The organism is Pseudomonas sp. FSL L8-0168, from assembly GCF_037976155.1.
Lineage (GTDB): Bacteria > Pseudomonadota > Gammaproteobacteria > Pseudomonadales > Pseudomonadaceae > Aquipseudomonas > Aquipseudomonas paracarnis.
This window is the reverse complement of the sequence record NZ_CP150262.1, coordinates 5199391-5224061: the sequence shown is the minus strand read 5'-3', so window position 1 is coordinate 5224061 and position 24671 is coordinate 5199391. Positions and strand designations below refer to the sequence as shown.

Annotated in this window: 19 protein-coding genes; 7 read left to right on the top strand and 12 right to left on the bottom strand. The window is 60.0% G+C overall.

Annotated elements, in window-relative coordinates; all coding sequences use genetic code 11:
- The first annotated feature begins 79 nt into the window (after positions 1–79).
- The 4 genes from MHH62_RS24110 (at position 80) to MHH62_RS24095 (ending at position 3267) form a co-directional block, all read left to right on the top strand.
- Positions 80–247: a rubredoxin gene (locus tag MHH62_RS24110; protein ID WP_014720509.1), complete on the top strand. Its 168-nt coding sequence runs from the start codon at positions 80–82 to the stop codon at positions 245–247.
- 36 nt (positions 248–283) lie between these two features.
- Positions 284–1432, top strand: coding sequence for an FAD-dependent oxidoreductase (locus MHH62_RS24105; RefSeq protein ID WP_019818134.1), 1149 nt, complete (start codon positions 284–286; stop codon positions 1430–1432).
- Between the two features lie 190 nt (positions 1433–1622).
- Positions 1623–1898: an HU family DNA-binding protein gene (locus MHH62_RS24100; RefSeq protein WP_003195589.1), complete on the top strand. Its 276-nt coding sequence runs from the start codon at positions 1623–1625 to the stop codon at positions 1896–1898.
- 274 nt (positions 1899–2172) lie between these two features.
- Complete coding sequence (locus MHH62_RS24095; RefSeq protein WP_081036796.1) at positions 2173–3267, top strand: type III secretion effector protein; 1095 nt, start codon at positions 2173–2175, stop codon at positions 3265–3267.
- 222 nt (positions 3268–3489) lie between these two features.
- On the opposite strand, the gene MHH62_RS24090 is transcribed toward MHH62_RS24095, so the two are convergent.
- The 12 genes from MHH62_RS24090 to tssA all read right to left on the bottom strand — a co-directional run bounded on the left by MHH62_RS24090 (position 3490) and on the right by tssA (position 21025).
- Positions 3490–4251 (bottom strand): pentapeptide repeat-containing protein, encoded by a 762-nt coding sequence (locus MHH62_RS24090; protein WP_169855613.1) that lies wholly within the window; start codon positions 4249–4251, stop codon positions 3490–3492.
- Entirely contained in the window at positions 4248–8630 is a 4383-nt protein-coding gene (locus tag MHH62_RS24085) for an RHS repeat-associated core domain-containing protein (RefSeq protein WP_038452012.1), read from the bottom strand. Before MHH62_RS24085 ends, MHH62_RS24090 begins: the two co-directional genes overlap by 4 nt.
- Before the next feature lie 14 nt (positions 8631–8644).
- Complete coding sequence (locus MHH62_RS24080) at positions 8645–9079, bottom strand: DcrB-related protein (protein ID WP_339232054.1); 435 nt, start codon at positions 9077–9079, stop codon at positions 8645–8647.
- Positions 9080–9094: 15 nt separating this feature from the next.
- Positions 9095–11041 (bottom strand): type VI secretion system Vgr family protein, encoded by a 1947-nt coding sequence (locus tag MHH62_RS24075; RefSeq protein ID WP_339232052.1) that lies wholly within the window; start codon positions 11039–11041, stop codon positions 9095–9097.
- Positions 11042–11197: 156 nt separating this feature from the next.
- A complete protein-coding gene (gene tssH / locus MHH62_RS24070; RefSeq protein WP_032901883.1) occupies positions 11198–13858 on the bottom strand; it encodes a type VI secretion system ATPase TssH in 2661 nt (886 codons plus the stop codon).
- Positions 13851–14894, bottom strand: a complete 1044-nt coding sequence (tssG, locus tag MHH62_RS24065; RefSeq protein WP_014720501.1) for a type VI secretion system baseplate subunit TssG — start codon at positions 14892–14894, stop codon at positions 13851–13853. Before tssG ends, tssH begins: the two co-directional genes overlap by 8 nt.
- Positions 14858–16717 (bottom strand): type VI secretion system baseplate subunit TssF, encoded by a 1860-nt coding sequence (gene tssF / locus MHH62_RS24060; protein ID WP_339232050.1) that lies wholly within the window; start codon positions 16715–16717, stop codon positions 14858–14860. Before tssF ends, tssG begins: the two co-directional genes overlap by 37 nt.
- Positions 16714–17229, bottom strand: a complete 516-nt coding sequence (gene tssE, locus MHH62_RS24055; protein WP_003195563.1) for a type VI secretion system baseplate subunit TssE — start codon at positions 17227–17229, stop codon at positions 16714–16716. The genes tssF and tssE overlap by 4 nt, the downstream gene beginning before the upstream one ends.
- Before the next feature lie 72 nt (positions 17230–17301).
- Positions 17302–17790 carry a type VI secretion system tube protein Hcp gene (locus MHH62_RS24050; RefSeq protein WP_003195562.1) on the bottom strand — a complete coding sequence of 163 codons (489 nt, stop codon included), beginning with the start codon at positions 17788–17790 and terminating at the stop codon, positions 17302–17304.
- Between the two features lie 155 nt (positions 17791–17945).
- The gene (gene tssC, locus MHH62_RS24045; RefSeq protein ID WP_003195559.1) at positions 17946–19442 is read right to left on the bottom strand and encodes a type VI secretion system contractile sheath large subunit; all 1497 of its coding nucleotides are present in this window, start codon (positions 19440–19442) and stop codon (positions 17946–17948) included.
- 2 nt (positions 19443–19444) lie between these two features.
- The gene (tssB, locus tag MHH62_RS24040) at positions 19445–19951 is read right to left on the bottom strand and encodes a type VI secretion system contractile sheath small subunit (RefSeq protein WP_003195557.1); all 507 of its coding nucleotides are present in this window, start codon (positions 19949–19951) and stop codon (positions 19445–19447) included.
- 54 nt (positions 19952–20005) lie between these two features.
- Entirely contained in the window at positions 20006–21025 is a 1020-nt protein-coding gene (gene tssA / locus MHH62_RS24035; protein WP_014720499.1) for a type VI secretion system protein TssA, read from the bottom strand.
- A 393-nt stretch (positions 21026–21418) separates the two neighbouring features.
- On the opposite strand from tssA, the gene tagH reads away from it, so the two are divergent.
- From tagH to tssK, 3 genes are read left to right on the top strand one after another with little or no spacing between them, the layout of a single operon-like run.
- Positions 21419–22747, top strand: coding sequence for a type VI secretion system-associated FHA domain protein TagH (tagH, locus tag MHH62_RS24030; RefSeq protein WP_032901887.1), 1329 nt, complete (start codon positions 21419–21421; stop codon positions 22745–22747).
- Between the two features lie 57 nt (positions 22748–22804).
- Positions 22805–23314, top strand: coding sequence for a type VI secretion system lipoprotein TssJ (gene tssJ / locus MHH62_RS24025; protein WP_019818127.1), 510 nt, complete (start codon positions 22805–22807; stop codon positions 23312–23314).
- An 18-nt stretch (positions 23315–23332) separates the two neighbouring features.
- Positions 23333–24667 carry a type VI secretion system baseplate subunit TssK gene (tssK, locus tag MHH62_RS24020; RefSeq protein ID WP_094774016.1) on the top strand — a complete coding sequence of 445 codons (1335 nt, stop codon included), beginning with the start codon at positions 23333–23335 and terminating at the stop codon, positions 24665–24667.
- Positions 24668–24671 lie beyond the last annotated feature (4 nt).

Genomic DNA, 24671 nt, shown 5'->3' with positions numbered 1-24671 from the left:
TACAAAACGCCCTGAGCCGCGCGGCAACGCTGGATCCATCGACCGCCGGCCAACACGCCTGAACCTGAGGAAGCACGTAATGAAGAAGTGGCAATGTATCGTCTGTGGCCTTATTTACAACGAAGCGGACGGCTGGCCGGATGACGGTATTGCACCAGGCACTCTGTGGCAGGACGTCCCGGAAGACTGGCTGTGCCCGGACTGCGGCGTGGGTAAGTCGGACTTCGAAATGATCGAAATCGCGTAATCCCGAATTTAAGAAACGTACTACAAGGAGAAAGGAATGAACGCACCTGTCGTGATCATCGGCACAGGATTGGCCGGTTACAACGTCGCCCGGGAGTTTCGCAAGCTCGACAGCGAGACCCCATTGCTGCTGATCACTGCCGATGACGGACGCTCCTACTCCAAGCCCATGCTCTCCACCGGCTTTGGCAAGAACAAGGAAGCCGATGGCCTGAGCATGGCCGAACCCGGCGCCATGGCCGAGCAGCTCAAGGCCCAGGTGCGCACCCATACGCGTATCAGCGGCATCGACCCAGGCCACAAGCGTCTGTGGATCGGCGAGGAAGCGGTGACCTATCGCGACCTGGTCCTGGCCTGGGGCGCAGAAACCGTGCGCGTACCGGTCGAAGGCGATGCGGCTGATTTGATTTTCCCGATCAACGACCTGGAAGACTACGCACGCTTTCGTGCCGCTGCTGCTGGCAAACGGCGCGTGCTGCTGCTCGGCGCCGGCCTGATCGGCTGCGAATTTGCCAACGACCTGATCCTGGGCGGCTATGAAATCGACCTGGTCGCGCCCTGTGAGCAAGTCATGCCGACCCTGCTGCACCCGGCGGCGGCCGCCGCGGTGCAAGCCGGGCTCGAAGGCATCGGCGCGCGCTTTCACCTGGGCCCGGTGCTCAATCGCCTGCAACGCGCCGCTGATGGCCTTGAAGCGCACCTCTCGGACGGCGAAGTGATCCACTGTGACCTGGTGGTGTCCGCCATCGGCCTGCGCCCACGCGTAGACCTGGCCGCAGCCGCTGGCCTGCAAATCAACCGCGGAATCATGGTGGACCGTCACCTCAAGACCTCCCACGCTAATATCTACGCCTTGGGCGACTGCGCCGAGGTCGATGGCCTGAACCTGTTGTACGTGATGCCGCTGATGAGCTGCGCTCGCGCCCTGGCACAAACCTTGGCTGGCAATGCCACGGCGGTGAGCTATGGGCCGATGCCCATCACCGTGAAAACCCCGGTCTGCCCGCTGGTGGTATCACCTGCGCCACGAGGCACCGAAGGCGTCTGGAGCGTCGAAGGGCAGGGTGCCGACATCAAGGCCCTGTGCCGCGATGCCAGCGGCCGTCTGCTGGGTTATGCACTGACCGGCAGCGCTGTCATGGAAAAACTGGCGCTGAACAAAGAACTTCCGCCGTTACTGGCGTAAATACCACCCGTTCTGTCGCAAACATCACGTTCATACCCGTAGAAAGGCCGCCGCGAGACTGGCGCGGCGCCCGAGGGCGTGCCATCCTCACTCCCGTCTGCCGCAGAGTAGAGCCTGCGGCGCCTTGGCGCTGCTCCACCAGAGAGCAGCACGGACATAACAACAAAAAACCGTCAAAGAGGCTTCACATATGCGTAAACCAGATCTCGCAGCCGCCATCGCTGAAAAAGCCGATCTCACCAAAGAACAGGCCAACCGCGTCCTCAATGCCGTCCTCGAAGAAATCACCGGCGCCCTGCACCGCAAGGACAGCGTCACCCTGGTCGGCTTCGGCACTTTCCTGCAACGCCACCGCGGCGCCCGCACCGGCAAAAACCCGCAAACCGGTGAGCCAGTGAAAATCAAGGCGAGCAACACGGTAGCGTTCAAGCCGGGCAAGTCGCTCAAAGACAGCGTCAACCCGTAAGTTAAGCGGTACCGTCTCGAAGGGAGGCGGGGCGGTAAAGAAAATGGGCACGCCGACTGGGTCGGGTGCCCATTTTTATTGTGCGAGAGAAGCATTTTTGCCACCACAACAGACGTTGCCTCTTGCGTAGATATAAGTGAGTACAGTAGCCATTGATCGAATCGATGTTATAGAGTTTCTATATTGACTCAGTGTGGAACTACATCCAAACGACAGGACACATATAGCGCGAGACTGCAGGGAGCGCTCTCTAAACTCATTTAGAGGTGTATATATGAAAGTTCTTGATCTGCCTTTTGTTCCACCTGTCCAATTACCCCACGAGAAAAAAGTAGAAGCGAAGGCTCCGTCGGCGTCGGGTGCTGCCGGAGCAGCCACCGCTAACGTTGAGGGCGTTTCGAGTGGCGCGGACGAGCAGGTATTTAAATGCATAGCAGCGACCCCGGAGGAGATCGCTGCTAAAAAAAGGCAAATGGGTGCTGCGATTGCTAATAATTTGGGACCCGATCAATTAGACCTTCCTGCCCCCGAAGATCTTAAATTCAAACCTGGCGCTCCAGGCAAACCTCACACTCCAGGCAAACCTAGAACTGGCGGAACTAATGGTGGATCTTCCCCTGCCGTGTCCACACCTAAGCCAACTGTGAAGCCTAAGCCAACGGTAACGCCTAAGCCAACTGTGAAGCCTAAGCCAATCACACCTACTCCAACAAAACCAACGGCTGTGCCGAACACTCCGAGTGGTGTAGTGAGCACCGCGCAAAACATTGTGAGTCAGCCACAGAACTTGCCGCCGGCCCCTCCATCAGTAGCGGCCAGTGTGCGTAATGCTTTTATAACGGCCAGTGCAAACAACATAATCAGCAGCCCCTTCACTGTCGGCCAGCAATTCACGTCTAACTACTTCCAGAATAAATTTACAGCGCAAAGTCAGATGCCAGGAGCGCCAGTACAGAATGCAGATGGCACGATTGGAACCGTAGACCCTTCCGCGACGAAAGAGCAAAAAATGGAGGCTCGCCTCACCGGTGCTGAAATAAAAAATGAGGCAACGGCCAACCTGTTTATTTTTCTCAACTTAGGAGCAGAAGCAAATGCGGTGCAGCCGAGCGATCAAGCGCCTAAGGACACAGATGGGCGCCTGAAGAACCTTGAGGCGTCGATGGATGCAATCGAAGAGCAAATGCCGGAGCTCGCTAAACGTTTCAAACTTCTTTACGAACCGTACGAAGCGGCCGAATCATCAGTGGCGCCGACTGAAGAATCTCGTATGGACAATATTGAAAAACGTCAGGAACACATAAATGAAATGATCAATTTATTGAAGATTGTTCAGAATCAGAGATCGCAGAAAACACCTGGCGTGTAAGGGAGGTATAGTGTTTATTTAACAAGTGGGCAGGCAATGCGACGAGCGTTATTGGCTTAAATAACGTTGTCTCTTTTTATGGGCAAGAGCACCAATGAAGGTGACAGGTTTATCTGACTTTTGTGTCGACTTTGATCTGAGTGATCTGCCCATTTTTAGCGTCCTGTCATTAATTTTGGCTCCGATCATCAGAACTTTTAATTCAGGATTGCCCCTCTGTTTTTAAGTGCCCTGAAGAAACTCGATAAATTGTTTGGTGAATTCCGGCCCTTCGTACTCTTCAAGATTCTTGATATTGAAGAGTGCGCCTCGTTGCGTTGTGAGCTTTTGCAGACGGCGTTTCAATAACTTATTGATCGGGTTTTCTGGCTCAGAGATAATCAATGCGAGCGCTTTGCGGGCGCGAACAGACACGTCTTTGAAAAAAATGTGCTGGGGATCTGCAGGGGGAATGATCTGCTCAAGATCACAGTCTGTAAACGTTACCCAATCCAGTTTGCACAATTCAAAATCAACAAGAAGGGGGGTGTTGGGCGGTTCGGATATGAAACTTACCTCTTGTAATTTTCCCGAAAACTTGAGGTTTTTTATTTTGCTGGCATTGAACGAGTTGTCAATGATCTTGCACTGGGTAAATATGCAGTTGCTGAATTCGCAATCTTTTAAAGACGCTTCTCGAAAGTTGCACTTTATGAAAGTGCAGTTCTCGAATTTGCTGTTGCTGAAGCCTGAAGCCTGAAAGTCAACCGTCTTGAAGTGACAATGGGCTAATAAGGTCTTATTGAAAAATCTTGAACCGGAAAAATCACTTTTCTCAAAGCTGCAGCTTTCCAATATACACTGATCGAAAATCGGATCGGAGAGCTTCGCATCTTTTAATTTACAATCGATAACACGTTCTTTTTCAAAACGCGTTTTTTTAGGTAACACAAGCCCGTCCTGCTGTATGCCTGACAGTACGAATGATGGCATTTTGTCATTCACCATAATATTCCTTCATAACCATTGCCCCAGTCCCCATAACGCCGCTGATGCGTGCCTCTTTTCCAATCAGCCTTAGTCGTGAGGTCCCACCAGGTTTTAGTTTTAGTTTCATACACATCGGGAAGACGCTGCCCTGATTTCGATACCTCCAGGTGTCCCAATGATGGATCATTTTTTACTCTGGTTTTGAAGTTTGCATCAATTCTCTGCCCTACATACCTGCGATAGCGAGAGCGTGCTTGTCCGAGATCGCCTCTATCATAGGCTCGTTTCACCGCTGCTCTTTGCCTCGGGGTCAATGACCTTTGGGGGTTACTGTAGACAGCCTTCTTCGCTGCATTGGCATGCGCTTGAAGCTTAGCAGTGGTTGAGCCGCACGGTGCCCATCCCAACGGATCGATCCATCCCGAGGGGTTAGGAGAATACTGATAAAGGTTAAAACCTCCTGCTAGCCCGACAGGGTCCGGCGTTGTAAAACGCCCCACGTCGGGATCATAAAACCGGAATGTATTAAAATGCAGCCCCGTCTCCCGATCCAGATACTGCCCTTGGAATCGTAGATTTTGCTCTTCAATGTAATGTGGCTCCCGCACCTCTTCCAAGGTATTGCCCCACACCTGATAAGTCGCACGCCAGGTAATTTGCCCATCGGCCTCGGTCAGTCGCTCCGGCAGTCCGTTAAGATCATTGTGGTAGTAGCGGGTTTTTTGCAGTGGGCCGATGCCGTCAATCCTGGCCAGGGGCACGTAGCTTTCACCTTCGTATAGATACAGACTGGTCTGGCTGTGTTTGAACTCCTGCAACAGACGTAAACCATCCCAGGTGAAACTCGTCTGGCCCAACGGGCGGCCATTGTAATCATGCTCGGTTTTTTCGATCCGCCGCCCTAGGGGGTCATAGGTCATCCTGACCACGTGGCCGCTCTCATTTCGCACTTCAACCAGCCGGCTTTCCGCATCGTAGGCAAAGCGCTGCAAGCCACGAGCAGAGCTGCGTTTTTCGATCATTCTTCCTAAAGCATCATAGGCATACCGTATGTCTTGATAGACGAGCAGGCGATTATGTCGTATGAGACCACCTTGATTTGGGCGGTCCAGCAGATTGGCCGCAGCGTCATAGGCGTATGTTTCGGTCCGGCCAACTTGGTGGCTTAAAAGGATTCGGTCGGTGCTGTCGTAACCCAGATGTTCTTGATGATCATGTTGGTGGTTTATACGACGTCGCCCGATCAGGTTGTCACTGGGGTCGAAGCTATAGTCCGTCTCGACCAGGGGAGGCAACTGCCAAGGCTGGTCAATGCTGCGACGCTGTCGTGAGCGAACCCTGCCACTTCGGTCGTATGCGGTACTCGTTTTGAGTTGGCCCTGGGTACGCTGTACTTCGCGATGCAAGCGATCACGCTCAAAGTCGCTGATGACTTTTCCATCGATGTTCAACTGATGCAGGTGGCCGCTACCGTAGTACAGCCTGTTCAACCATCGACCGTCGGGCAAGCCGGTTTGAACCAGGTTTCCCAGCTCGTCGTAACGATGCTGCACAGACCCTGCCGAGCTTTGCTCCTCAAGCAGTTGCCCCAGCGCGTCATAGCTGAAACCGAGTAGCTGCTGGCGGCCATCAAGGGCGGTGAAGGTGACACCGACCAACTGGTCGTTCAGGTCGTGTTCATAGACCGTGGTGCCGTCCGCGGTGGTTTTACTGACCAGGCGGCCAACAGGATCGCGCTGAAACTGGTGCGACAACGGCGCTACCGGCTCGCCCTCTGTTCCCGGTAGATAGTCCACGGCAACAATATCGTCCAGTGAATCGTAGGTGTAGCAGCGTCGGCTTTGATCCAGATCCTGCTGCTGCACCATGCGGTCGGCTGCGTCCCACTCAAAGCGATAGCTCTCGCCATTCTCGTTGGTCAGCTTGCGGAGTCGTCCGTAGGCATCATGATCGAACATCACCGAACGGTTATGCGCATCCCGGCGTTGTTTGACCAAGCCACGAACGTCATAGTCATAGCGTGTGGTGCTGCCGGCAGGGTCAACGTGGGCAGTCAGATAACCATTTGCGCTGCGCTGGAACAGTTCGACGCGGCCATCTGGAAGCTGGCATTCCAGTAGTAGCCCCTGAGGACCGTACCGATAGCGCACCGATTCACCCTCGGCATTGGTCTGCACCACCAAATTGCCGAAGGCGTCGTACTGATAGCGAGTGGGATAACCCGAGCAGTCCACTTCTTCGACCAGTTGGCTCCATTCGTTCCAATGCAATGTTCTGGTTTTTTCGGTCGCATCGATGATGCGTACCGGCTGGCCGAAACCGTCATAGACATAGCGCGTACGGTTGCCCAGGGGGTTGATTTCCTCGATGCAGTTACCACGCTGGTCGTAGCGATAATGCCAGCTGTGGCCCGCAGTATCGGTTTCCACCTCGGGCAATGCCCAATGCGCCAGCCACTGCGTGCTGCTGGTTCTGGACAGTGGATCGATGACGGCGCTCAGGTTGCCGCACGCGTCATAGTTGAAACGCCACTGGCCGTTTTGCGGGTCAATCGCACCGAGCAGTTGGCGATCTTCGCTCCATTCAAACTGCCACGTATGGCCGAGGTTATCGATGTAGCGAGTGATCTGGAACTGCGGATTCCAATGCCGAGTGCTGACGCGCCTCAACCCGTCGGTGACGCGCGTAATGCCCGCATCCAAGTCGTAGTCGAAGGTGTATTCATCACCCGCATCTGTCCAGTGCCGACTGACGCGCCATTCCGAGCCGTCTGGTCCAGGTACTTGAGCCCATTGGTAGAAGCAGCGCATGCCACTCGGCAATCGGTGCACGGTCATGCGCCTGCCGCTGTCGTAGGCAAAGCTGCGAAGGGTCGTGCCCTGGGCGTCCAAGACTTCGGCAAGATCGCCGTTGCTGTCATAGCGATAGCTGACGAGCACGTCGCAGCGCCCATCGAAATGGTCTTGGCGCAGGTAACGGCGTTCGATATGGCTTACACGCCCAGGATGCTCTGCGGTGTAGCTTAGGTCGACGTGCATCAAGTCATGGGTGTCGCGCAGGCGGCACAGCCGTCCTTGGGCATCGTAATCAAGGAAGATCCGCCCTTCATTGCGATCACCTAGCAGTTGCAGACGCATTCGAGAGTGGTTCTGCGGGTCGAGTTCGAACAGCCGATACAGGCCGTCGGTACTCTCGATCAAGACCGCTGCGTCACCACTGCGCCTGACCGCAAGACCTTCGACTGGGTCGAATGCTCCGCCGGACGCAGGGATGTAACCGATCTCCAAGCGCCTTCCCTGTTCATCGATATAAAACAAGTTTTCGTCTTTATCGATCTCGACCGATACCTCATAGGCAACGCTCCAGCCCGCGCCAAAGAGACCGTCGGTCCGTGCGTCGAGGCTGCTGTAGAAACGCTGCCAATCGATGGGAAACAGCCCAGGAAGCACGAAATCCAGTTCATCCTCATCACCTAGAATCTTAGCGCCGGTCGCACTGTGCACGGGGTTGGGGGAGCCGTTCATGGCGCTCTTGAGCGCAGAGGTTATTTTGCTGGTGCCATAGGAGACTCCAGCCCCTACCACCACACTGCCGAACAGGCAGGGCAGTTTGCTCCAAAAGCACTTCACATTGCCGCGTAGCATCAACAAGGCAGTAATCGCCAGCCCCACCCCCGGCGTTTTCCCGCTACGAATCTCCTGCACCACAATGGTCTCACCACCAATGCGCACATCCGGCGAAATCAGGCCCTCAGCCGTCCCAATCTTGGCGTCACAGGTACTGCGATCACCGCTGCGTGCCGCAGGCTGCCCGTTGATGAACACCGAGCTGGAACCTTCGGCAATAAACTGCAGGGGCATGGGCGGATGCTTGTTGCACGCCACGGTGTCCAGCGGGCACGGCTCGGTGCCGGGGGCGGGCGAGGCGACGGTCGGGCGCCACATCTGCGAGAAAAACTCCCCGGCCATATCCAGGAAGCTCGGCGCTGCCGGCTCGCTGGGCGCGACCGGTACAGCCGTCATCTTGCCTGCGGCGCGGGCGGCCTTTTTGCCATTGATGAACACGTTGTGCGAACCGCTGGTGATGAAGGCATCGATCACCGGCGGGAACACCCAGTTGGCGGCGGACTCGCACCAACTGGATATCTTCAAGTCCGCCCCCGTGAGGCCAGCGGTAATACCGACGACCGCGCCCACCACCAACACCAGGGCTACACCGCCGGTGGCGATGGTTGCACCCGTCGCGAGGAACACCGCCCCGGCAACGGCCAGGCAGCCCACGGTGGTGAGCGCCGCATAGGCGGCCACTTCCAGCACGCCGCCGAGAATATCGGCCATCACCGAGGTGTGCAGCAGTGCGTCGCCTTCGCGGGCCGCCCAAAGATCCTCACTCATTGCTCAGACTCGACTCAGGGCGTGGCGAGGAAGTGGAGTGTGTTTTTCAGCGTTGCCCAGTGTGCCGCTTCGGCAGGGCCCAGGGGCTGGGTCTTGACGTAGCTCAGGGCAATCAGATTGCGGGTGCCAGGTATCTGCATCGCCAGCTGATACTGGTAAATGTTGTCGCTGCCTTTGTTGAAGTGGTTCTGCACTTCAAACGCATCGATGTCCTGCGCTGGGCCGACCTTGACCGCTTGTGCAGGGCTATAGCGCAGATCTTTGACCTGCTGCTCGAGTTTTTTCAGCTGGCCTTCAAAATTGCTTTGCAGGCTTTCGCCGTCCGCCAACGGGCTGCGGCTCACCACCAGGGTGGTGCCCAGCTTGGCGAACTTGAGGATATTGATGGAGGTGTCCTGTAGCTCGGCGTCGGGAAGGGTGAATTGGGCTTCGTTGATCAGGTAGTTCATGGTGACAAAATCTCGTTATTGACCAGCACCGGGCTTACCGGGGAATTTTGACTCGACGGCGGACTTGATCGTGCTTTGCACGCCCTGGGCACCCGGCGAAGTGCCTTTGTCGCTGCCCAGGTTGATGTCCAGCTTGCCCTTCGTCTGGATCTTGCTGCTGCCGGTGGAAAACAGGTTGAACGAGCCACAGGTCAGGTTGATGTCGCCGCCAGCCTTGAGCTCAATCACGCTGTCGCCGCACACCAGGCGAAGACTCTCGCCGGCCTCGATGGTGTAACTCGTGGCGGCGCTGTCGGACTTGGCACCGCCCACGATCACCGTGTCGTTATTGCGCACAACCCGCAGGCGGTTACTGCCAATGGTCACCGTCTCGTTATGCCCAATACTCTTGTTGCGGTCATGCCCCACCGAGTGGCTTTCATCCACCTCCACCACGATGTCCTGGTTACGCTCGGCATGGATATACAACTGCTCCAAGCCCTTCTTGTCCTCCATGCGGATTTCATTGAAGTTGGCCGGCGTGCCGCCTTTGCTGGAGCGACTTTTCATGCCGCTCTGGGTGGCGTTCTCCGGCAAGTCGTAGGGCACCGTCTGCTCAGCGTTGTACACCCGCCCGGTGATGATCGGTCGGTCGGGGTCGCCTTCGAGGAAGCTGACGATCACCTCTTGGCCGATGCGCGGAATCTGCATCGAGCCCCAGTTCTTGCCGGCCCAGGATTGCGACACACGAATCCAGCACGAGCTGTTCTCGTTGGATTGGTCATGGCGGTCCCAGTAGAAATGCACCTTCACGCGGCCGTACTGGTCGGTCCAGATTTCCTCGCCCTTGGGGCCTACCACCAAGGCGGTCTGCGGGCCTTTGACGATGGGGCGGTGAGTATTGGCCAGCGGGCGGAAACTCTGTTGGGCGTCGATGCAGGTCAGGCTGCTTTCAAACTGCGCCGAGCCTGAACCGCCACCGCTTTCCAGGCTTTCTTGCACGATGAAGTAGCGGCAACCGACGATCAGGTACTCGCGGTTCTGGTCCTGGCGACTGAAACCGGTGAGGCTGAACAGATGGCCCGAGCCCAGCCCGCGCGCATTGCCGCTGAACTCAATCTGTTCATGCAGGGTTTGCAGGGCCTCGATGCGGGTGCGCGCATAGTGTTCGCCGTCGGCGCTTTGCACGTAGGTACCGGGGTAGTCGTACAGCGGGTAGTCGCCGGCGGTGTGCGGGCGCGGCATGGCCGAGCGCACGTCGATGCTCGCGCTGGGGCGCTGGAAGTCGTAGTCGTTGAGCTCCAGCGAGCCCGGCTGCACCTCCTGCGCCAGGTGCCAATTGTGCATATGGTCGCGTTCGCGCTGCTGCTCGTCCTTGGGGTAGTAGGGGATCGACGCGTAGCCGGGCACGCTGGTGTGGGCGCCATAGGCGTCGGCCAGCACCAGCACATGGCGGTCCTGTTCATGGCGGAAGAAGTAGTAGATGCCTTCCTGTTCCATCAGTCGGCTGACGAAATCGAAGCTGGTCTCGCGGTACTGCACGCAGTACTCCCACTCGCGATACGGCCGGCTGAGGGTGTCTTCAAAGTCGGAAAAACCCAGGTCACGGAACACCTGCTTGATGATCTGCGGGATGCTCAGGTTCTGGAAAATCCGGCAGTCGGAGGTGCGGCTGAGCAACCACAGCCAAGGGCGCAGGGTGACTTGGTAACTGGCGAACTGGCCTTTGTCGATGTTCTGGCTGCACCGCGCAACGATCCCGTGGAAATGCCGCTCGCCGCCGTCCGCCAGTTGCAGGCCGACGCTCATCGGTTTACCCAGCAATTGGTTCAGGTCGATGTTGGCGTCCAGGGACGTCAGTTGCAGCTCATAGTTGAACAGCCGGCCCAACTCTTCACCGCCGCCCATTTCGTTGAGCAGCAGCACATCCGGCCCGAGGGGGCTGTTGATCTTGGCCAGGCGTGAGGCTTGGTTGAATAGCATCGGTAGTCCCGTAAATACCGTCATCACTGACGGAACCGGATCAACTGTGGGAGCTGGCTTGCCTGCGATAGCGGTGGATCAGTCAACATCAATGCTGAATGTCAGACCGCTATCGCAGGCAAGCCAGCTCCCACACTGACCGTATTCCAACAATAGTTATTCGGTGTCGCTGAAGTCGTAGTGCAGTTCATTATCCCGACTACTGATCCGCACCCCCGCCAGTGCCTTGCCTTCCAACATGCGCGTGAGGAACTCGCGGCTCATGTCCGGCAGCAGGCTGTTGGTCAGGATGGTGTCGATCATGCGCCCGCCGCTTTCGGTCTCGGTGCAGCGCGAGACGATCAGGTCGACCACTGCGTCGTCATACTCGAACGCGACTTTGTGGGTGTTCTCCACACGTTTCTTGATGCGGTTCAGTTGCAGGCGCGTGATCGCTTTGAGCATCTCATCGCTCAGCGGGTAGTACGGGATGGTCACCAGGCGGCCGAGCAAGGCCGGCGGGAAAATCTCCAGCAGTGGCTGGCGCAGGGCCTTGGCGATTTCCTCGGGCTCGGGGATGTTCGCCGGGTCTTTGCACACCTGGGATATCAGCTCTGTCCCGGCATTGGTGGTCAGCAGGATCAAGGTGTTCTTGAAGTCGATCACCCGGCCCTCGCCGTCCTCCATCACGCCCTTGTCGAACACCTGGAAGAAGATCTCATGCACGTCCGGGTGAGCTTTCTCCACCTCATCGAGCAGCACCACGCTGTAGGGTTTGCGCCGTACCGCTTCGGTCAGCACACCGCCTTCGCCGTAGCCGATATAGCCCGGTGGCGCGCCCTTGAGGGTGGACACGGTGTGGGCTTCCTGGAACTCGCTCATGTTGATGGTGATGACGTTCTGCTCACCGCCATACATGGCTTCGGCCAGGGCCAGGGCGGTTTCGGTCTTGCCCACACCCGAGGTGCCGGCCAGCATGAACACGCCAATCGGCTTGCTCGGGTTGTCGAGGCCGGCGCGGGAGGTCTGGATGCGCTTGGCGATCATCTGCAGGGCATGGTCCTGGCCGATGATGCGTTTCTTCAAGTGTTGGTCGAGGTTGAGCACAGTCTCCAGCTCATTGCGCGCCATGCGGCCCACCGGGATGCCGGTCCAGTCGGCGACCACCGAGGCCACGGCCTGATAATCCACGGTCGGCAGGATCAACGGGGTTTCGCCTTGCAGGGCGGTGAGGCGCTGTTGCAGGTCGATCAGTTGCAGGCGCAACTCATCGCTGCCGCTGTCTACTACACCGGCCTTTTCGCGCAAGGTGGCACGGGTGGCGAGCAGCTCATCCACCAGGGCTTTCTCTTCGGCCCAACGGTTTTCCAGGGTCGCCAGGCGCTCGCGCTCGCTGCTCAACAAGGCTTCGCTGTTGCTTTGGCGCGTACCAATGGCAATGCCGATGGCCTGTTCGCGGGCGATGATTTGCAGCTCGGTTTCCAGGGCCTCGATACGGCGACGGCTGTCGTCCACTTCCGCGGGTACCGCGTGCAGGCTGATGGCGACGCGGGCGCAGGCGGTGTCGAGCAGGCTCACGGATTTGTCCGGCAACTGGCGCGCCGGAATGTAGCGGTGGGAGAGCTTCACTGAGGCTTCCAGAGCTTCGTCGAGGATCTGCACCTGATGGTGTTTTTCCATGGTGGAAGCCACGCCGCGCATCATCAGCAGGGCCTTGTCTTCCGACGGTTCGGCAACCTGCACCACTTGGAAGCGGCGGGTCAGGGCCGGGTCTTTCTCGATGTGCTTTTTGTACTCGGCCCAGGTGGTGGCAGCCACGGTACGCAAGGTGCCACGGGCCAGGGCAGGCTTGAGCAGGTTGGCTGCGTCACCGGTGCCGGCAGCGCCACCGGCACCCACCAGGGTATGGGCTTCGTCGATAAACAGGATGATCGGCTTGGGCGAGGCCTGCACGTCTTCGATGACCTGGCGCAGGCGCTGTTCGAACTCGCCTTTCATGCTGGCGCCGGCTTGCAGCAAGCCCACGTCGAGGCTGCGCAGCTCCACGTCCTTGAGCGCAGGCGGCACGTCACCGGCGACGATGCGCAGGGCGAAACCTTCGACCACGGCGGTCTTGCCCACCCCGGCTTCACCGGTAAGGATCGGGTTGTTCTGGCGCCGACGCATGAGGATGTCCACCAGTTGTCGGATCTCCTCGTCACGGCCCACGATTGGGTCGAGCTTGCCGCTGCGGGCCTGTTCGGTCAGGTCCACAGTGAAACGCTTGAGCGCTTCCTGCTTGCCCATCGCGCTGGGCGCCATGGCACCGCTGGCCTCGCCTGGCACACCGGCATTGAAACCGTCGCTGGCGCTCAAGGCATTTTCCGGCGAGTCACCGACGTATTCGTCAAAGCGCTCGCTCAAGGCCTCGGCCTTGATCTTGTCGAACTCGCCGGACAGGCCCAGCAGCGCATGGCGCAGGCTCGGTGTCTTCAAGATGCCCAGCACCAGATAACCGGTGCGCACCTGGCTTTCGCCGAACATCAGGCTGCCATACACCCAGCCGCGTTCTACGGCCTCTTCCACATGGGAGGACAGGTCGGTGATCGACGTGGAGCCGCGCGGCAGGCGGTCCAGGGCTTCGGTGAGGTCGCGGGCCAGGCGCGCCGGCTCCACGTTGAACTGGCGGATGATGCGGTGCAGGTCGGAGTCCTGCAGTTGCAACAACTGGTGAAACCAGTGGGCCAGTTCCACATACGGATTGCCCCGTAATTTGCAGAACACGGTGGCGGCTTCGATGGCTTTGTAGGCCACGCTGTTGAGTTTGCCGAACAGTGCGGCGCGACTGATTTCACCCATGCTCTGGATTCCTTGAGGTGGTGGCGTGGTCGGCGTAATGCCGGGCCAGGATTAGGTCGTTGGCGTCATGCGCAGGTTGGCCGAGCCAGGTGTTGAAGCCCAGGCGGAACTGGCCGTTGAGTTGCAGCGCCGGTACTTCGGGTTGTTGCAAAACCAGGTTCAAGTCCCAGTCCAATTCATGGCCCAGGTACTCGGCCACCCACGCCACCAGCTCGTTGAACGGCTGTTGGCCGGGCAGCATGCCCATGTAGTTATCCAGCGTGAGCGGGCCCAGGCGGATGCGGAATTTGTGCTGGCGGTCCCATACGTGGCTGCCCAGGCAGAAGTCCACGCCCAACTGGTTGGCGCTGACCCCCACGCGGCTGCGTTCGGGCAGTTCAAGCCATTGGCCGACGTATTCCTCGATCTCTACCGGCAGGCCGAAGTACTCGCCCAGGATCGCTTTCAAGCCATCCGGGTAGCGGGTTTGCGCCGACAGATGGCCGCTGTAATGTAGCTTCGCGGTATCGGGGATCAGCCCTTGATTGAGCAGGCTCGGCATCCCGCGGCCACTCAGGGCGGCGAGGCGGGCGGACCAGTAGTCATCGTCCGGGCGGTCATGGCTGACCGTTGGCCGCGCCTCGGCCCAGGCCCGATAGAACAGGGTCAGCAGGCGATGGTGGAATACATCCAGGAACTGCTTGCTGGTGCTGTCGGCGTTATTGCGTTGGCGCTCGCGTACGTACTCGGTGATGTGCAGCGGCAGCGGCCCGTTGGGGCCGCCGAGGCCGAAGAAGAACTGCTCCAACCGCGCCGGCTTGCCGTCGCCACCGGGGGCGACCGAGGCGAGGGTGGCGGGTGCGAAGGTGCAATCGGCCTGCTGCCCCAGGCGCAGCGGATCATCGGCCAGGCGCAGGGAATGGCCCAGGCGTGGCAGCTCGGGCGTTTCGCACTCGATGCGCCGCAATGCCTGGAAGAAGTCATATTCCCAGGGCTCCTGGTGCATCGCGTCCAGGGTTCTCACAGGGTCGGACGCCGTCCGGGCTTGGCTTTCCATCGCATGATCTCGCCGCGTTCGGTGGTACGGATCACCGTCTCGGTAAAGCTGTTGATCGACACGTAGCGTGCCAGGAAGCGCTCCAGCACTGCACCGAGCAGGAACACGCCGGTGCCGCGAAACGCGTTTTCATCGAACTCCAGGGTGATTTCCAGGCCGCGGCCAAACACAATCGGGCCAGGCATCGGCAGGCGTCGGGTCACCGCCTTGCTGCTGACTTCGCGCAGGCCTTCGATCTGCAATTGCAGGGCGGCGTCATTGCTGTCGCCGTACAGGCGCAGCAATTCGCGCAAGGCGCCGGCGCCCTGGCCCTGTTCGCTCAAGGAGAGGTAGTTGAGCGACAACTGGCTGATCAGGCGCCAGGCCTTGGCGTCATGTGCGTGGCTGGCACGCGGGCGGCTTGGCCCGGCGACGCATCGCACGGCCAGTACCGGCGCGCTGTCGGCCAGGGTGAAGTCGGTCTTGCCGTTGCCCACGCTCATGAACAGCGGCAGGTCCCGGTTGGTGCACAGCGCCGTCACGCCCAGTTGGCGCAGGTCATGGCGATACGGCGCCTGGCGGCTGTCCACCAGGCTGACGAAGGTTTCACTGCCCACATAAGTGGAGCGTGGGCCATTGCGGCGTTGGTCGCTGGACAGCACCCGTGGCTCGCGGCGCACGCTGTAATACGCCTGGTCGCGGCCATAGCGCGACGGATCGCGCACTGCGTAGAACGGCAAGAACGGCTGCTCCGGTCCGGTGCCATGGCCGGTAATGCCGCTCAAGGAGTGAATCTCGAAATCCATCGGCCGCGTACGGTCGGCGATCACATGGTGTTCATTGACCCGGTCGGACAAGTGGATGCGGTCCACGCGCTTGGGGAACAGGTTGATGGCGGGCGTGCAGAACGGCAAGAACTGCGCCGCGCCGACACTGCCTTCCAGGCTCGGTTCGTGGCGGTCGAACAACACGATCAGTTCCAGCTCCTGGCCGTCACACCGCTTGACCGCGCGTCTCAACTCGGCGAACTCAACGAACAGGAAGCGATGGGGCAGGGCGAAGTACTCCTGCAACAGGCGATAGCCCTGGAACGCCCGTGCCACCACCAGCATGGCCGCATCGGCATCATCGAACCCCCGCGAGCGCAACGCGCCCTGGGGCAGGCGCTCGACCCAATCGCCACCGGGCTGGCGCGCAAACACCGCGCAGGCATTGCCCAGCAGTTGTTCGTAGAGGCGAAACGGTTGTTCATCAGCGCCGCTCAGGTACAGCGGCAAGGTATCCAGGTCGAGGCTGTTGAACGGCAGCTCGGCACCGGTGCGCAGGGTCAGGCGCAGGCCCGCCTTGGCTTTCGGTTCGCTGGCGGCCAGGCGTCCGAGCACGGCGGCGGGGTTGCCGAAATATTCGGCGTTGCTGACCTGCAACGGCCACAGCGTCACCGGGTGCGCGGTGCGGTACTCGCAGCAGGTCTGGGTTTCACGGCCCAGGGCGGCACGCAGCACCGTGTCCCGGGGCAGCGGGAAACCGCCGGCCAGGGAGCCTTCATCGGGGTCGGTCTGCAATTGCACTACGGTCATCGACGGCGTCGGTGCCAAGTAGTGCGGGTAGGCGATTTCCAGCAAGTTGTGGGTGAAGGTCGGGTACTCGGCGTCGAGCTTGAGCTGCACGCGGGCCGTGAGATAGGCGAAGCCTTCAAGCAAACGTTCGACGTACGGGTCGGCGCAGTCCATGCCGGACAGGGTCAGCCGACTGGCGATCTTCGGGTATTCCTTGGCGAACTCGGCGGCGCTTTCGCGCACGTGGTGCAGTTCCTGGTTGTACAGCTCCAGCAGGCGCGGGTTCATGGGCGTCTCCGCTGGTCGGCATTGAGCACGCGCACATGGCCGGACTCCAGGTCCACGTCGGTCTGCAACAGCAAACGTAACGGCACCGGCTGTGCCCACAGGTCGCCTTCAATCTCGAAACTCAGGGCGTTGTGATTCATCTCGCCATGGCCCATGCGCGCCTTGACCCGCAATGTGTGGCGCAAAATACGCGGCTCGAAAGTGGCGATGGCCTGGTAAATCAAGGCTTCCAGGGCTTTGATATCGACGCTCGACGCGCTGTTGCCCGCCAGTGCTGGCAGGCCGTAATTGACCACCGAAGTGCCGGCCGGGGTGTGCAGCGTGGCATCGGTATCGAGTAACGAGGTGGTGTTAAGCAACCACGCCAGGTCACGCAGCACCGAGGCCTTCAATTGGGTCAGGGACAGCACGCGTTTGTCGGCGCTTTCCTTGGGGTTGGTCGGGTCGTCGTCGGTCAACCGGTCCAGCAGGGACGGTTGCAGACGGTCGCGGGAAGCGATTTCAGTTACCACCAAAGCAGCTCCACGGACGGGTTGCGAGAGGGACACAATGGCCGTGGCACCGGGCCACGGCCACAAGGGCTATCAGCGTTTGGTGTTGGAGCGAATGTTCCAGCCAAACTTGATGGCGCCGCCGTCTTTGGTGCCGTCGGCTTTCTGCGGCTGGTAGTCGACCATCACTTGGGCGAAGTTCAGGGTGACGTTTTCGGTCAGGCGATCATCGCTGCCCGAACCGCCGGTGCTCAAGGAGGTGACCAGCACTTCTTCCAGGTTGATCACCATGTACTCGACCTGGCTCTCGCCACCGGCCTTGCGCACGGTCAGCTTGACCTTGTCGATGTGCTTGCCGCTGGCGCAGTGCATCATCAGGTTGGGCGAAGCCTTGTCGACGTACTTGGTCAGCGACAGGTCCTGGATATTCACCTTGCCCGCGCCACCGCCACCGCCGACGTGCATGTTGCCGGACTGGGACATGCCCCAGCTCCAGTTCAACACATCGATTTCGTCCTTGTGGGCCTTGTCCATGGACTCGCCCTTGATGTCGCCGATCTTGATGAAAATATCAACAGCCATGTTTTCTCCCTGTGTGGCCCATGCCACTTGATTGGGTGATCGTTCCCACGCTCTGCGTGGTAACGCATCCTGTGACGCTACGCGTCACCGGGGCGCAGAGCGTCCCGGGCGGCACTCCCACGCGGAGCGTGGGAACGAGCTAGCTCAACCGTTACTTATGCGCTTTTTGCCGAGGGCAGCTTCGATACCAGGCGCAACGACACCGTCAGCCCTTCAAGCTGATAGTGCGGGCGCAGGTAGAACTTGGAGTTGTAATACCCCGGGTTGCCTTCGACTTCTTCCACGATCACTTCGGCCGCCGCCAACGGGTGCTGGGCCTTGGTGGTTTCGGTGGAGTGCGCCGGGTCGCCGTCGACGTAGTTGAGGATCCAGTCCTGCAACCAGCGCTGCATTTCGTCCTTCTCTTTGAAGGAGCCGACCTTGTCGCGCACGATGCACTTCAAGTAGTGGGCGAAACGGCAGGTGGCGAACAGGTACGGCAGGCGTGCGGCCAGGTTGGCGTTGGCGGTGGCGTCCGGGTCGTCGTATTCGGCAGGCTTTTGCAGCGACTGGGCGCCAATGAACGCGGCGAAGTCGGTGTTTTTCTTGTGCAGCAGCGGCATGAAACCGTTCTTCGCCAGTTCCGCTTCACGGCGGTCACTGATGGCGATTTCGGTCGGGCACTTCATGTCCACGCCACCGTCATCGGTAGGGAACGTGTGGGCCGGCAGGTTTTCCACTTCACCACCAGACTCGATACCGCGGATGCGCGAGCACCAGCCGTAGTGCTTGAACGAACGGTTGATGTTCACTGCCATGGCGTAGGCGGCGTTGGCCCAGGTGTACTTGGAGCTGTCGGCGCCGTCGGTGTTTTCTTCGAAGGCGAAGGCTTCTACCGGGTCGGTCTTGGCGCCGTACGGCAGGCGTGCCAGGAAGCGCGGCATGGTCAGGCCGATGTAGCGCGAGTCTTCCGATTCACGCAGCGAGCGCCAGCCGGCGTATTCCGGGGTGGTGAAGATCTTGGTCAGGTCGCGTGGGTTCGACAGTTCCTGCCACGAACCCATGCCCATCACGGTCGGCGAGGCCGCAGCGATGAAAGGCGAGTGCATGGCGGCGCAGACTTTTGACAGCTCGCCCAGCAGTTCCACGTCGGGCGGCGACTGGTCGAAGTAGTAGTCACCCACCAGGCAGCCGTAAGGTTCGCCACCGAACTGGCCGTATTCTTCTTCGTACATCTTCTTGAAGATCGGGCTCTGGTCCCACGCGGTGCCCTTGAATTTCTTCAGGGTCTTGTGCAGGTCTGGCTTGGAGATGTTGAGCACGCGAATCTTCAGTTGCTCATCGCTCTCGGTGTTATTGACCAGGTAATGCAGGCCACGCCAGGCGCTTTCCAGTTGTTGGAAATCCTGGTGGTGGATGATCTGGTTGACCTGGGCGGTGAGCTTGGCGTCGATGGCGGCGATGATCGATTCGATCGACTTGATCGCGTCGTTGGACACCAGGTCGGTTTGCGCCAGGGCCTGTTCAGCCAGGGTGCGCACCGCGGTTTCAACGGCTTCGCGGGCACGCTCGGTCTTGGGTTTGAATTCTTGCAGCAGCAGGTTCGCGAACTCGCTGGCTTCTTCGGTGGTACCCAGGATCTGGCTGCCTTCGCGGGCGGTATTGTCCGTCATGATTACTGCTCCCCTGCAGGCTTGGGCGCGCTGGCAAGTGCCTGAAGCAATGCCGGGTCCTTGATCGCCTTCATGATGATTTCTTCAGCGCCGGTCTTGCCGTCCATGTAGGTCAGCAGGTTGGCCAATTGGGTGCGGGCTTCGAGCAGCTGATTCAGGGAGTCGACCTTGCGGGCCACGGCGGCCGGGCTGAAGTCGTCCATGCTTTCGAAGGTGATGTCCAGGCTCAGGTTGCCTTCGCCTGTCAGCTCATTGGGTACGTGGAACGCGACGCGTGGCTGCATGGCCTTGAGGCGTGAGTCGAAGTTGTCGACGTCCACCTCAAGGAACTTGCGGTCGGCCACGGGTGCCAGCGGCTCGGCAGGCTTGCCGGCGAGGTCGGCCATCACGCCCATCACGAAGGGCAGCTGGACCTTTTTCTCGGCGCCGTAAAGCTCGACGTCGTACTCGATCTGCACTCGAGGCGCACGGTTGCGCGCGATGAATTTCTGAGAACTTTGCTTCGCCACGTTGCTGCTCCTGGTCGCTTGAGCGACGGTGTTGTTACTGCACGGTCCGGCGGCTTACTCGCTTTCGGGGCCGCGCAGGTTTTCAAATTGGGACATGCCATCGGGAATCAGATTGCGCACGATGGCCGCAAAGTCGGCATGTACCAGATTCTTGGCTCGGTTCAACAGCACCGGCAGCGGGCTCGAAGGCTCGTGGCGGGTGTAGTACGCAAGGATCTTGTCGAGGCTGCGCAGCACATCGTCGCGGGTGGCGATGTCGCCAGAAGGGCGAGGAGCTGCGGGCGCGGCGGCGTTATCGACCGAGGGGGCATTGTCTTCACTGACGGCCTCGGGATCGCTGCTGCTGTCGGTGCCTGGCACCGCTTGGTTGAGTAGTTGCAGGGCCTGTTTGAGCGGCTGCTTCAAGGCGCTGAGGTCCACGCCCTGGGCGGAACCGACTTGGTCATTGACCTGTTGCTCAATGGCCTCGCACGCCGCACGCGCCGCGCTCAAGGCGTCACGGGTGGCTTGCAGTTGTTCGGGGTCGCTGTCCAGGAACGCGGCGTTGAGTTGCTGGTTGCCCAACTGCTCATCGGCAAAACTCTGCAGGCCGCTGGCGTTGAGCGCTGCGCGCAGGGTCACGGGCCCGAAGGTGCGCGAGCGCGTCAGGATGCTTTCGCGCAGCAGACGAATATTGGTCTCGCAGGTCAGGCCGGTAAGGGCGTTGATGCGCACGGTGGGGTCGTTGTCATCGTCGGCATCCAGGCGCGGGTGCAGATCGGCCCAGTATTGGCGCAGCAAGGTGTCGATCAGCGTGAGGACTTCGGCCAGCCCGGCCACACCCTGGAGGGCGAGTGTGCTTTGCAGCAGAAAGTGGGTGATGCGCAGGTCTTTGCTGCGCTGCAACAGGTCGAGGCTTTGCTGCTGGATGCTGCGCCACTCGGGCGGCTCAGCGGGCAGGATCGAGTCGCCCATGCTGCGTTCGGGTTGGCCCTTGGCATCACGTTCCAATTGCAGAAATTGCGCGTCATATTCCATGTCCTCGCCACAGGGCGACGTCGCGGAAACGGCGGTGAGCAGCAACGGCACATCCACTGAATTCGATCTCCTTATCGGCCCGCTGGATGGCGGGCAACGCATGCATTAGTTGCGTAATGAACTTTGCATGTTTTCTTGGTCATATACTCAGCGTGCCACTACTGCGCCATCACTGATGTTCAAGAAGTTGTGCATTTTTGGTGTAGTACTTATGGCTTGTCAAGGTAAGCTATTCGCCCTCTGTGACAGATGTGCGGTGTTTAACAACCTGCGCGACTGGCGAGTCGAAAGGCGCGCCCAGAGCGGATTTTTGTCATGGAAGCCAGTTAAGATCAGCGATCATGCTGGTAAAAGCAGATTTTGGCGGTCGTTTGTACGACAGGACGGGACTCTCCAGGGCGGTGCTGCCTCCTGGGTAGACTGCGCGCGATGTATCAGCAAGGAGGCAAGATGTCGCTGTGTTTGACTATCACTAGTTATCACAAGATCACACCTGGGCAATGCCCCGAAAAGTCCATGGATCAGGGCGTGATGGCGATTGGCCGCAGTTCTGACAATGACTGGGTATTGCCCGACCCTGAGCGTCTCGTCTCTTCGCAACATTGCGTTATTCAATACAAAGATGGCCGTTATTATTTGACCGATAACAGCACCAATGGTGTGGAGTTGGTCAAGGCGGGTATTCGTATGCGTCGGGGTAACAGCGAGCCGTTGCAAGATGGCGAGTTGATCCGCATCGGCGATTACGAAATCCAGGCGCGTATCGACTTCAACGTGCAGGCCATCGACAGCCAGCCATTTGCCGGCGACTCACCCAATAGCTTTGAAGCGCTGATGGGCGCCGTGGCGAGCCAACCTGCGCCCACGCCGATGATCGCGCCGCAATTCCAGGGCGCCTCGGCCATGGAAACTTTGCCAGACCTGTTCGACTTCCTCAGCCCCACCGCCGTGCCGCCGCCCACCGTGGCGGACCATGTGCCGTCCGAGCAACACGATTTTCGCCCCCCGGCCCCAGTGGCCGTACCGGCGCCCGAAAAGCCATTGGTGCAAGGCTCGGTGATTCCCGAAGACTGGGACCTGTTCGGCGACGCGCCCGCGCCCGTGGTCAATGCTGCGCCCGCCCCAGACTCGATCATCCCGCCGCCACCTGTGGTCGAGCCTGTTGCGCTCCCCGTGGCCAATGCCGAGCCACAACCGGACCTCCTGCAAGCCTTTCTGCGCGGTGCGGGCCTGGACCAGTTGCGCCTGGACAAAGCCGACGCTTGCGCGCAGATGGAAAGCATCGGCCGCAGCTACCGGCTGATGGTCGAGGGCCTGATCGACGTACTGCGCGCCCGTGCCAGCCTCAAGGGCGAGTTTCGCATGCAGCAGACGATGATCCGCCCCGCCGAAAACAACCCGTTGAAATTCGCCCCGAATGCCGATGAAGCGTTACTGCTGTTGCTGCGTCATGGCAACCAGGCGTTTATGGCGCCGGACCTCGCCGTACGTGACAGTTTCGACGACCTGCGCGCCCACCAGTTGGCCGTGATGGCTGGCGTGGAAGCGGCGATCAAACACCTGCTCACGCGCTTTGAACCGGCGCAATTGGAGGAGCGCATGGGCAAACCCGGCGGCCTCTCGAGTCTGTTCAACGGTTCGCGCCAGGCCCAGTACTGGCAGCAGTTCACCGAGCTCTACAGCAACATTTCCCGCGAGGCCCAGGACGATTTCCAGGACCTGTTCGGTCGCGAATTCAGCCGGGCCTACGAAGAACACAGTGCACGACAGCGACGCTGAAAACGCCTCGCACCAATGGATAAAACGGATAGCTAAATACGTCATTGAGGACGCAGGATGATTCCCAGGTTTTTACTCGCAGCCGCCACCGCGCTGCTGCTGACGGCGTGTGCCAACGACACTGCCAAACCCCAGGCGGCTGCCGAGGCCGAAGCTGACACGGCCGCCGTTGAGCTGCATTTTCATGCGATTGCCGGGCTTAACCCCGGTGCCAACGGCCAGGCCGCGCCGGTGCGGGTGCGCATTTTCGAATTGAAAAACGCCGCGACCTTTTCACGCTCCGATTACTTCGCCCTGGCGGACCGTGCGCAATCGACCCTCGGCCTCGACCTGCTGGACCAGGACGAAGTGATGGTGCAGCCCGGCCAACAACTGAGCCTGCAGCGCGATCTCGACCCGTCCACGCGCCAGATCGGCTTGCTGGTGGGCTACCGCGAGTTGGACCGTGCGCAATGGCGCACGGTCATCAACGTGCCGCCGCGCCAATACAGCGAATACCAGATCAGCCTCGACGTGCATGCCGTGCGCGCCGACGTCGTGGCTTCCCCATCCAGCCCAGCCCAATAACAAGCAATCGGAGCCCCCATGTCCTGGAACAATCGCGTGGTCTGGTCGGAAGGCATGTTCATCGGAACGCAGCACTTCCAGCAGCATGACCGTTACCTGGAAAACCTGATCGATGCCCGCAGCCGTCCGTTGTCAGCGGGTGCCTGGGGGTTCTCCGAACTGCTGATCGACCAGGGCCTGCTGGCCCAGGGCAAGCTGGCGATTGTGTCGGCCCGCGGCCTGCTGCCCGATGGCACGCCGTTCAATATTCCCCAGGACGACCTGGCGCCGAGCCCGTTGAACATCGACGACAACCTGCGCGACGGCCTGGTGTACCTGGCCCTGCCGCTCAAGCGCGCCGGCGCCCGTGACACGGTGGACGAGGGTGAAGCCCTGGAAGCGGCGCGCTACGTGAGCAAGGTGCGTGAAGTGCGCGACGACAACGCCCCGTTCGAAAACCGTGCACCGGTGGCGGTGGGCTCGCGGGCATTGCGCCTGCTGACGGCGCAGGACGGCATCAGCGACTACGCCGCCATCGGCCTGGTACGCATCAAGGAAAAGCGTGCCGACCGTGCGTTGGTGCTCGATGACACTTACATCCCGCCCGTGCTGGACGTGGCCGCAAGCAAGCCGCTGACGGCCTTTCGCAGCGAACTGCTGGGCCTGTTGCACCAGCGTGGCGAAGCCCTGGCCGGCCGCGTTGTGGCCTCGGGTGCCGGGGGGGCCTCTGAGATCGCCGACTTCATGCTGTTGCAACTGGTCAACCGCGCCCAGCCGCTGATCCAGCACTTCAGCCAGTTGAGCCCGTTGCACCCGGAGCGCTTCTTCAGCGAACTGGTCAGCCTGGCCGGTGAGTTTTCCACCTTCTCAACCTCCAGCCGCCGTCCACACGAATACCCGCAGTACCAGCACGACGACCTGGCCCTGAGCTTCATGCCGGTGATGGCGGCCCTGCGTGAAGCGCTGTCGATGCTCATCGACAGCAAGGCCACGCCGATCCCCATTGTGGAGAAAGCCTACGGCATCCATGTGGCGATGTTGGCCGACAAGACCCTGCTCGACAACGCCAGTTTCATCCTCGTGGTACGCGCCGATGTGCCCGGCGAAACCCTGCGTGCGCGTTTCGGCCAGCAGAGCAAGGTCGGCTCGGTGGAGCACATCCGCGACATGGTCAACCTGCAACTTCCGGGCATCGGCCTGCTGCCGTTGCCGGTGGCGCCACGCCAGTTGCCTTACCACGCTGGCAGCACCTACTACGAGCTGGACCGTGGCAGCGAGCACTGGCAGCAGCTGAATAATTCCGGCGGTTTCGCCTTCCATATCGCCGGGCAGTTCCCGGGCTTGAACCTGGCCTTCTGGGCGATCCGAGGATAATTGG

What these genes read in the sequence shown, in the direction of transcription:
- MHH62_RS24110 (WP_014720509.1), top strand. Translation starts at nt 80, where the DNA reads ATGAAGAAGTGGCAATGTATCGTCTGTGGCCTTATTTACAACGAAGCG.
- MHH62_RS24105 (WP_019818134.1), top strand. Translation starts at nt 284, where the DNA reads ATGAACGCACCTGTCGTGATCATCGGCACAGGATTGGCCGGTTACAAC.
- MHH62_RS24100 (WP_003195589.1), top strand. Translation starts at nt 1,623, where the DNA reads ATGCGTAAACCAGATCTCGCAGCCGCCATCGCTGAAAAAGCCGATCTC.
- MHH62_RS24095 (WP_081036796.1), top strand. Translation starts at nt 2,173, where the DNA reads ATGAAAGTTCTTGATCTGCCTTTTGTTCCACCTGTCCAATTACCCCAC.
- MHH62_RS24085 (WP_038452012.1), bottom strand. Translation starts at nt 8,630, where the DNA reads ATGAGTGAGGATCTTTGGGCGGCCCGCGAAGGCGACGCACTGCTGCAC.
- MHH62_RS24080 (WP_339232054.1), bottom strand. Translation starts at nt 9,079, where the DNA reads ATGAACTACCTGATCAACGAAGCCCAATTCACCCTTCCCGACGCCGAG.
- MHH62_RS24075 (WP_339232052.1), bottom strand. Translation starts at nt 11,041, where the DNA reads ATGCTATTCAACCAAGCCTCACGCCTGGCCAAGATCAACAGCCCCCTC.
- tssH (WP_032901883.1), bottom strand. Translation starts at nt 13,858, where the DNA reads ATGGGTGAAATCAGTCGCGCCGCACTGTTCGGCAAACTCAACAGCGTG.
- tssG (WP_014720501.1), bottom strand. Translation starts at nt 14,894, where the DNA reads ATGGAAAGCCAAGCCCGGACGGCGTCCGACCCTGTGAGAACCCTGGAC.
- tssF (WP_339232050.1), bottom strand. Translation starts at nt 16,717, where the DNA reads ATGAACCCGCGCCTGCTGGAGCTGTACAACCAGGAACTGCACCACGTG.
- MHH62_RS24050 (WP_003195562.1), bottom strand. Translation starts at nt 17,790, where the DNA reads ATGGCTGTTGATATTTTCATCAAGATCGGCGACATCAAGGGCGAGTCC.
- tssC (WP_003195559.1), bottom strand. Translation starts at nt 19,442, where the DNA reads ATGACGGACAATACCGCCCGCGAAGGCAGCCAGATCCTGGGTACCACC.
- tagH (WP_032901887.1), top strand. Translation starts at nt 21,419, where the DNA reads ATGTCGCTGTGTTTGACTATCACTAGTTATCACAAGATCACACCTGGG.
- tssJ (WP_019818127.1), top strand. Translation starts at nt 22,805, where the DNA reads ATGATTCCCAGGTTTTTACTCGCAGCCGCCACCGCGCTGCTGCTGACG.
- tssK (WP_094774016.1), top strand. Translation starts at nt 23,333, where the DNA reads ATGTCCTGGAACAATCGCGTGGTCTGGTCGGAAGGCATGTTCATCGGA.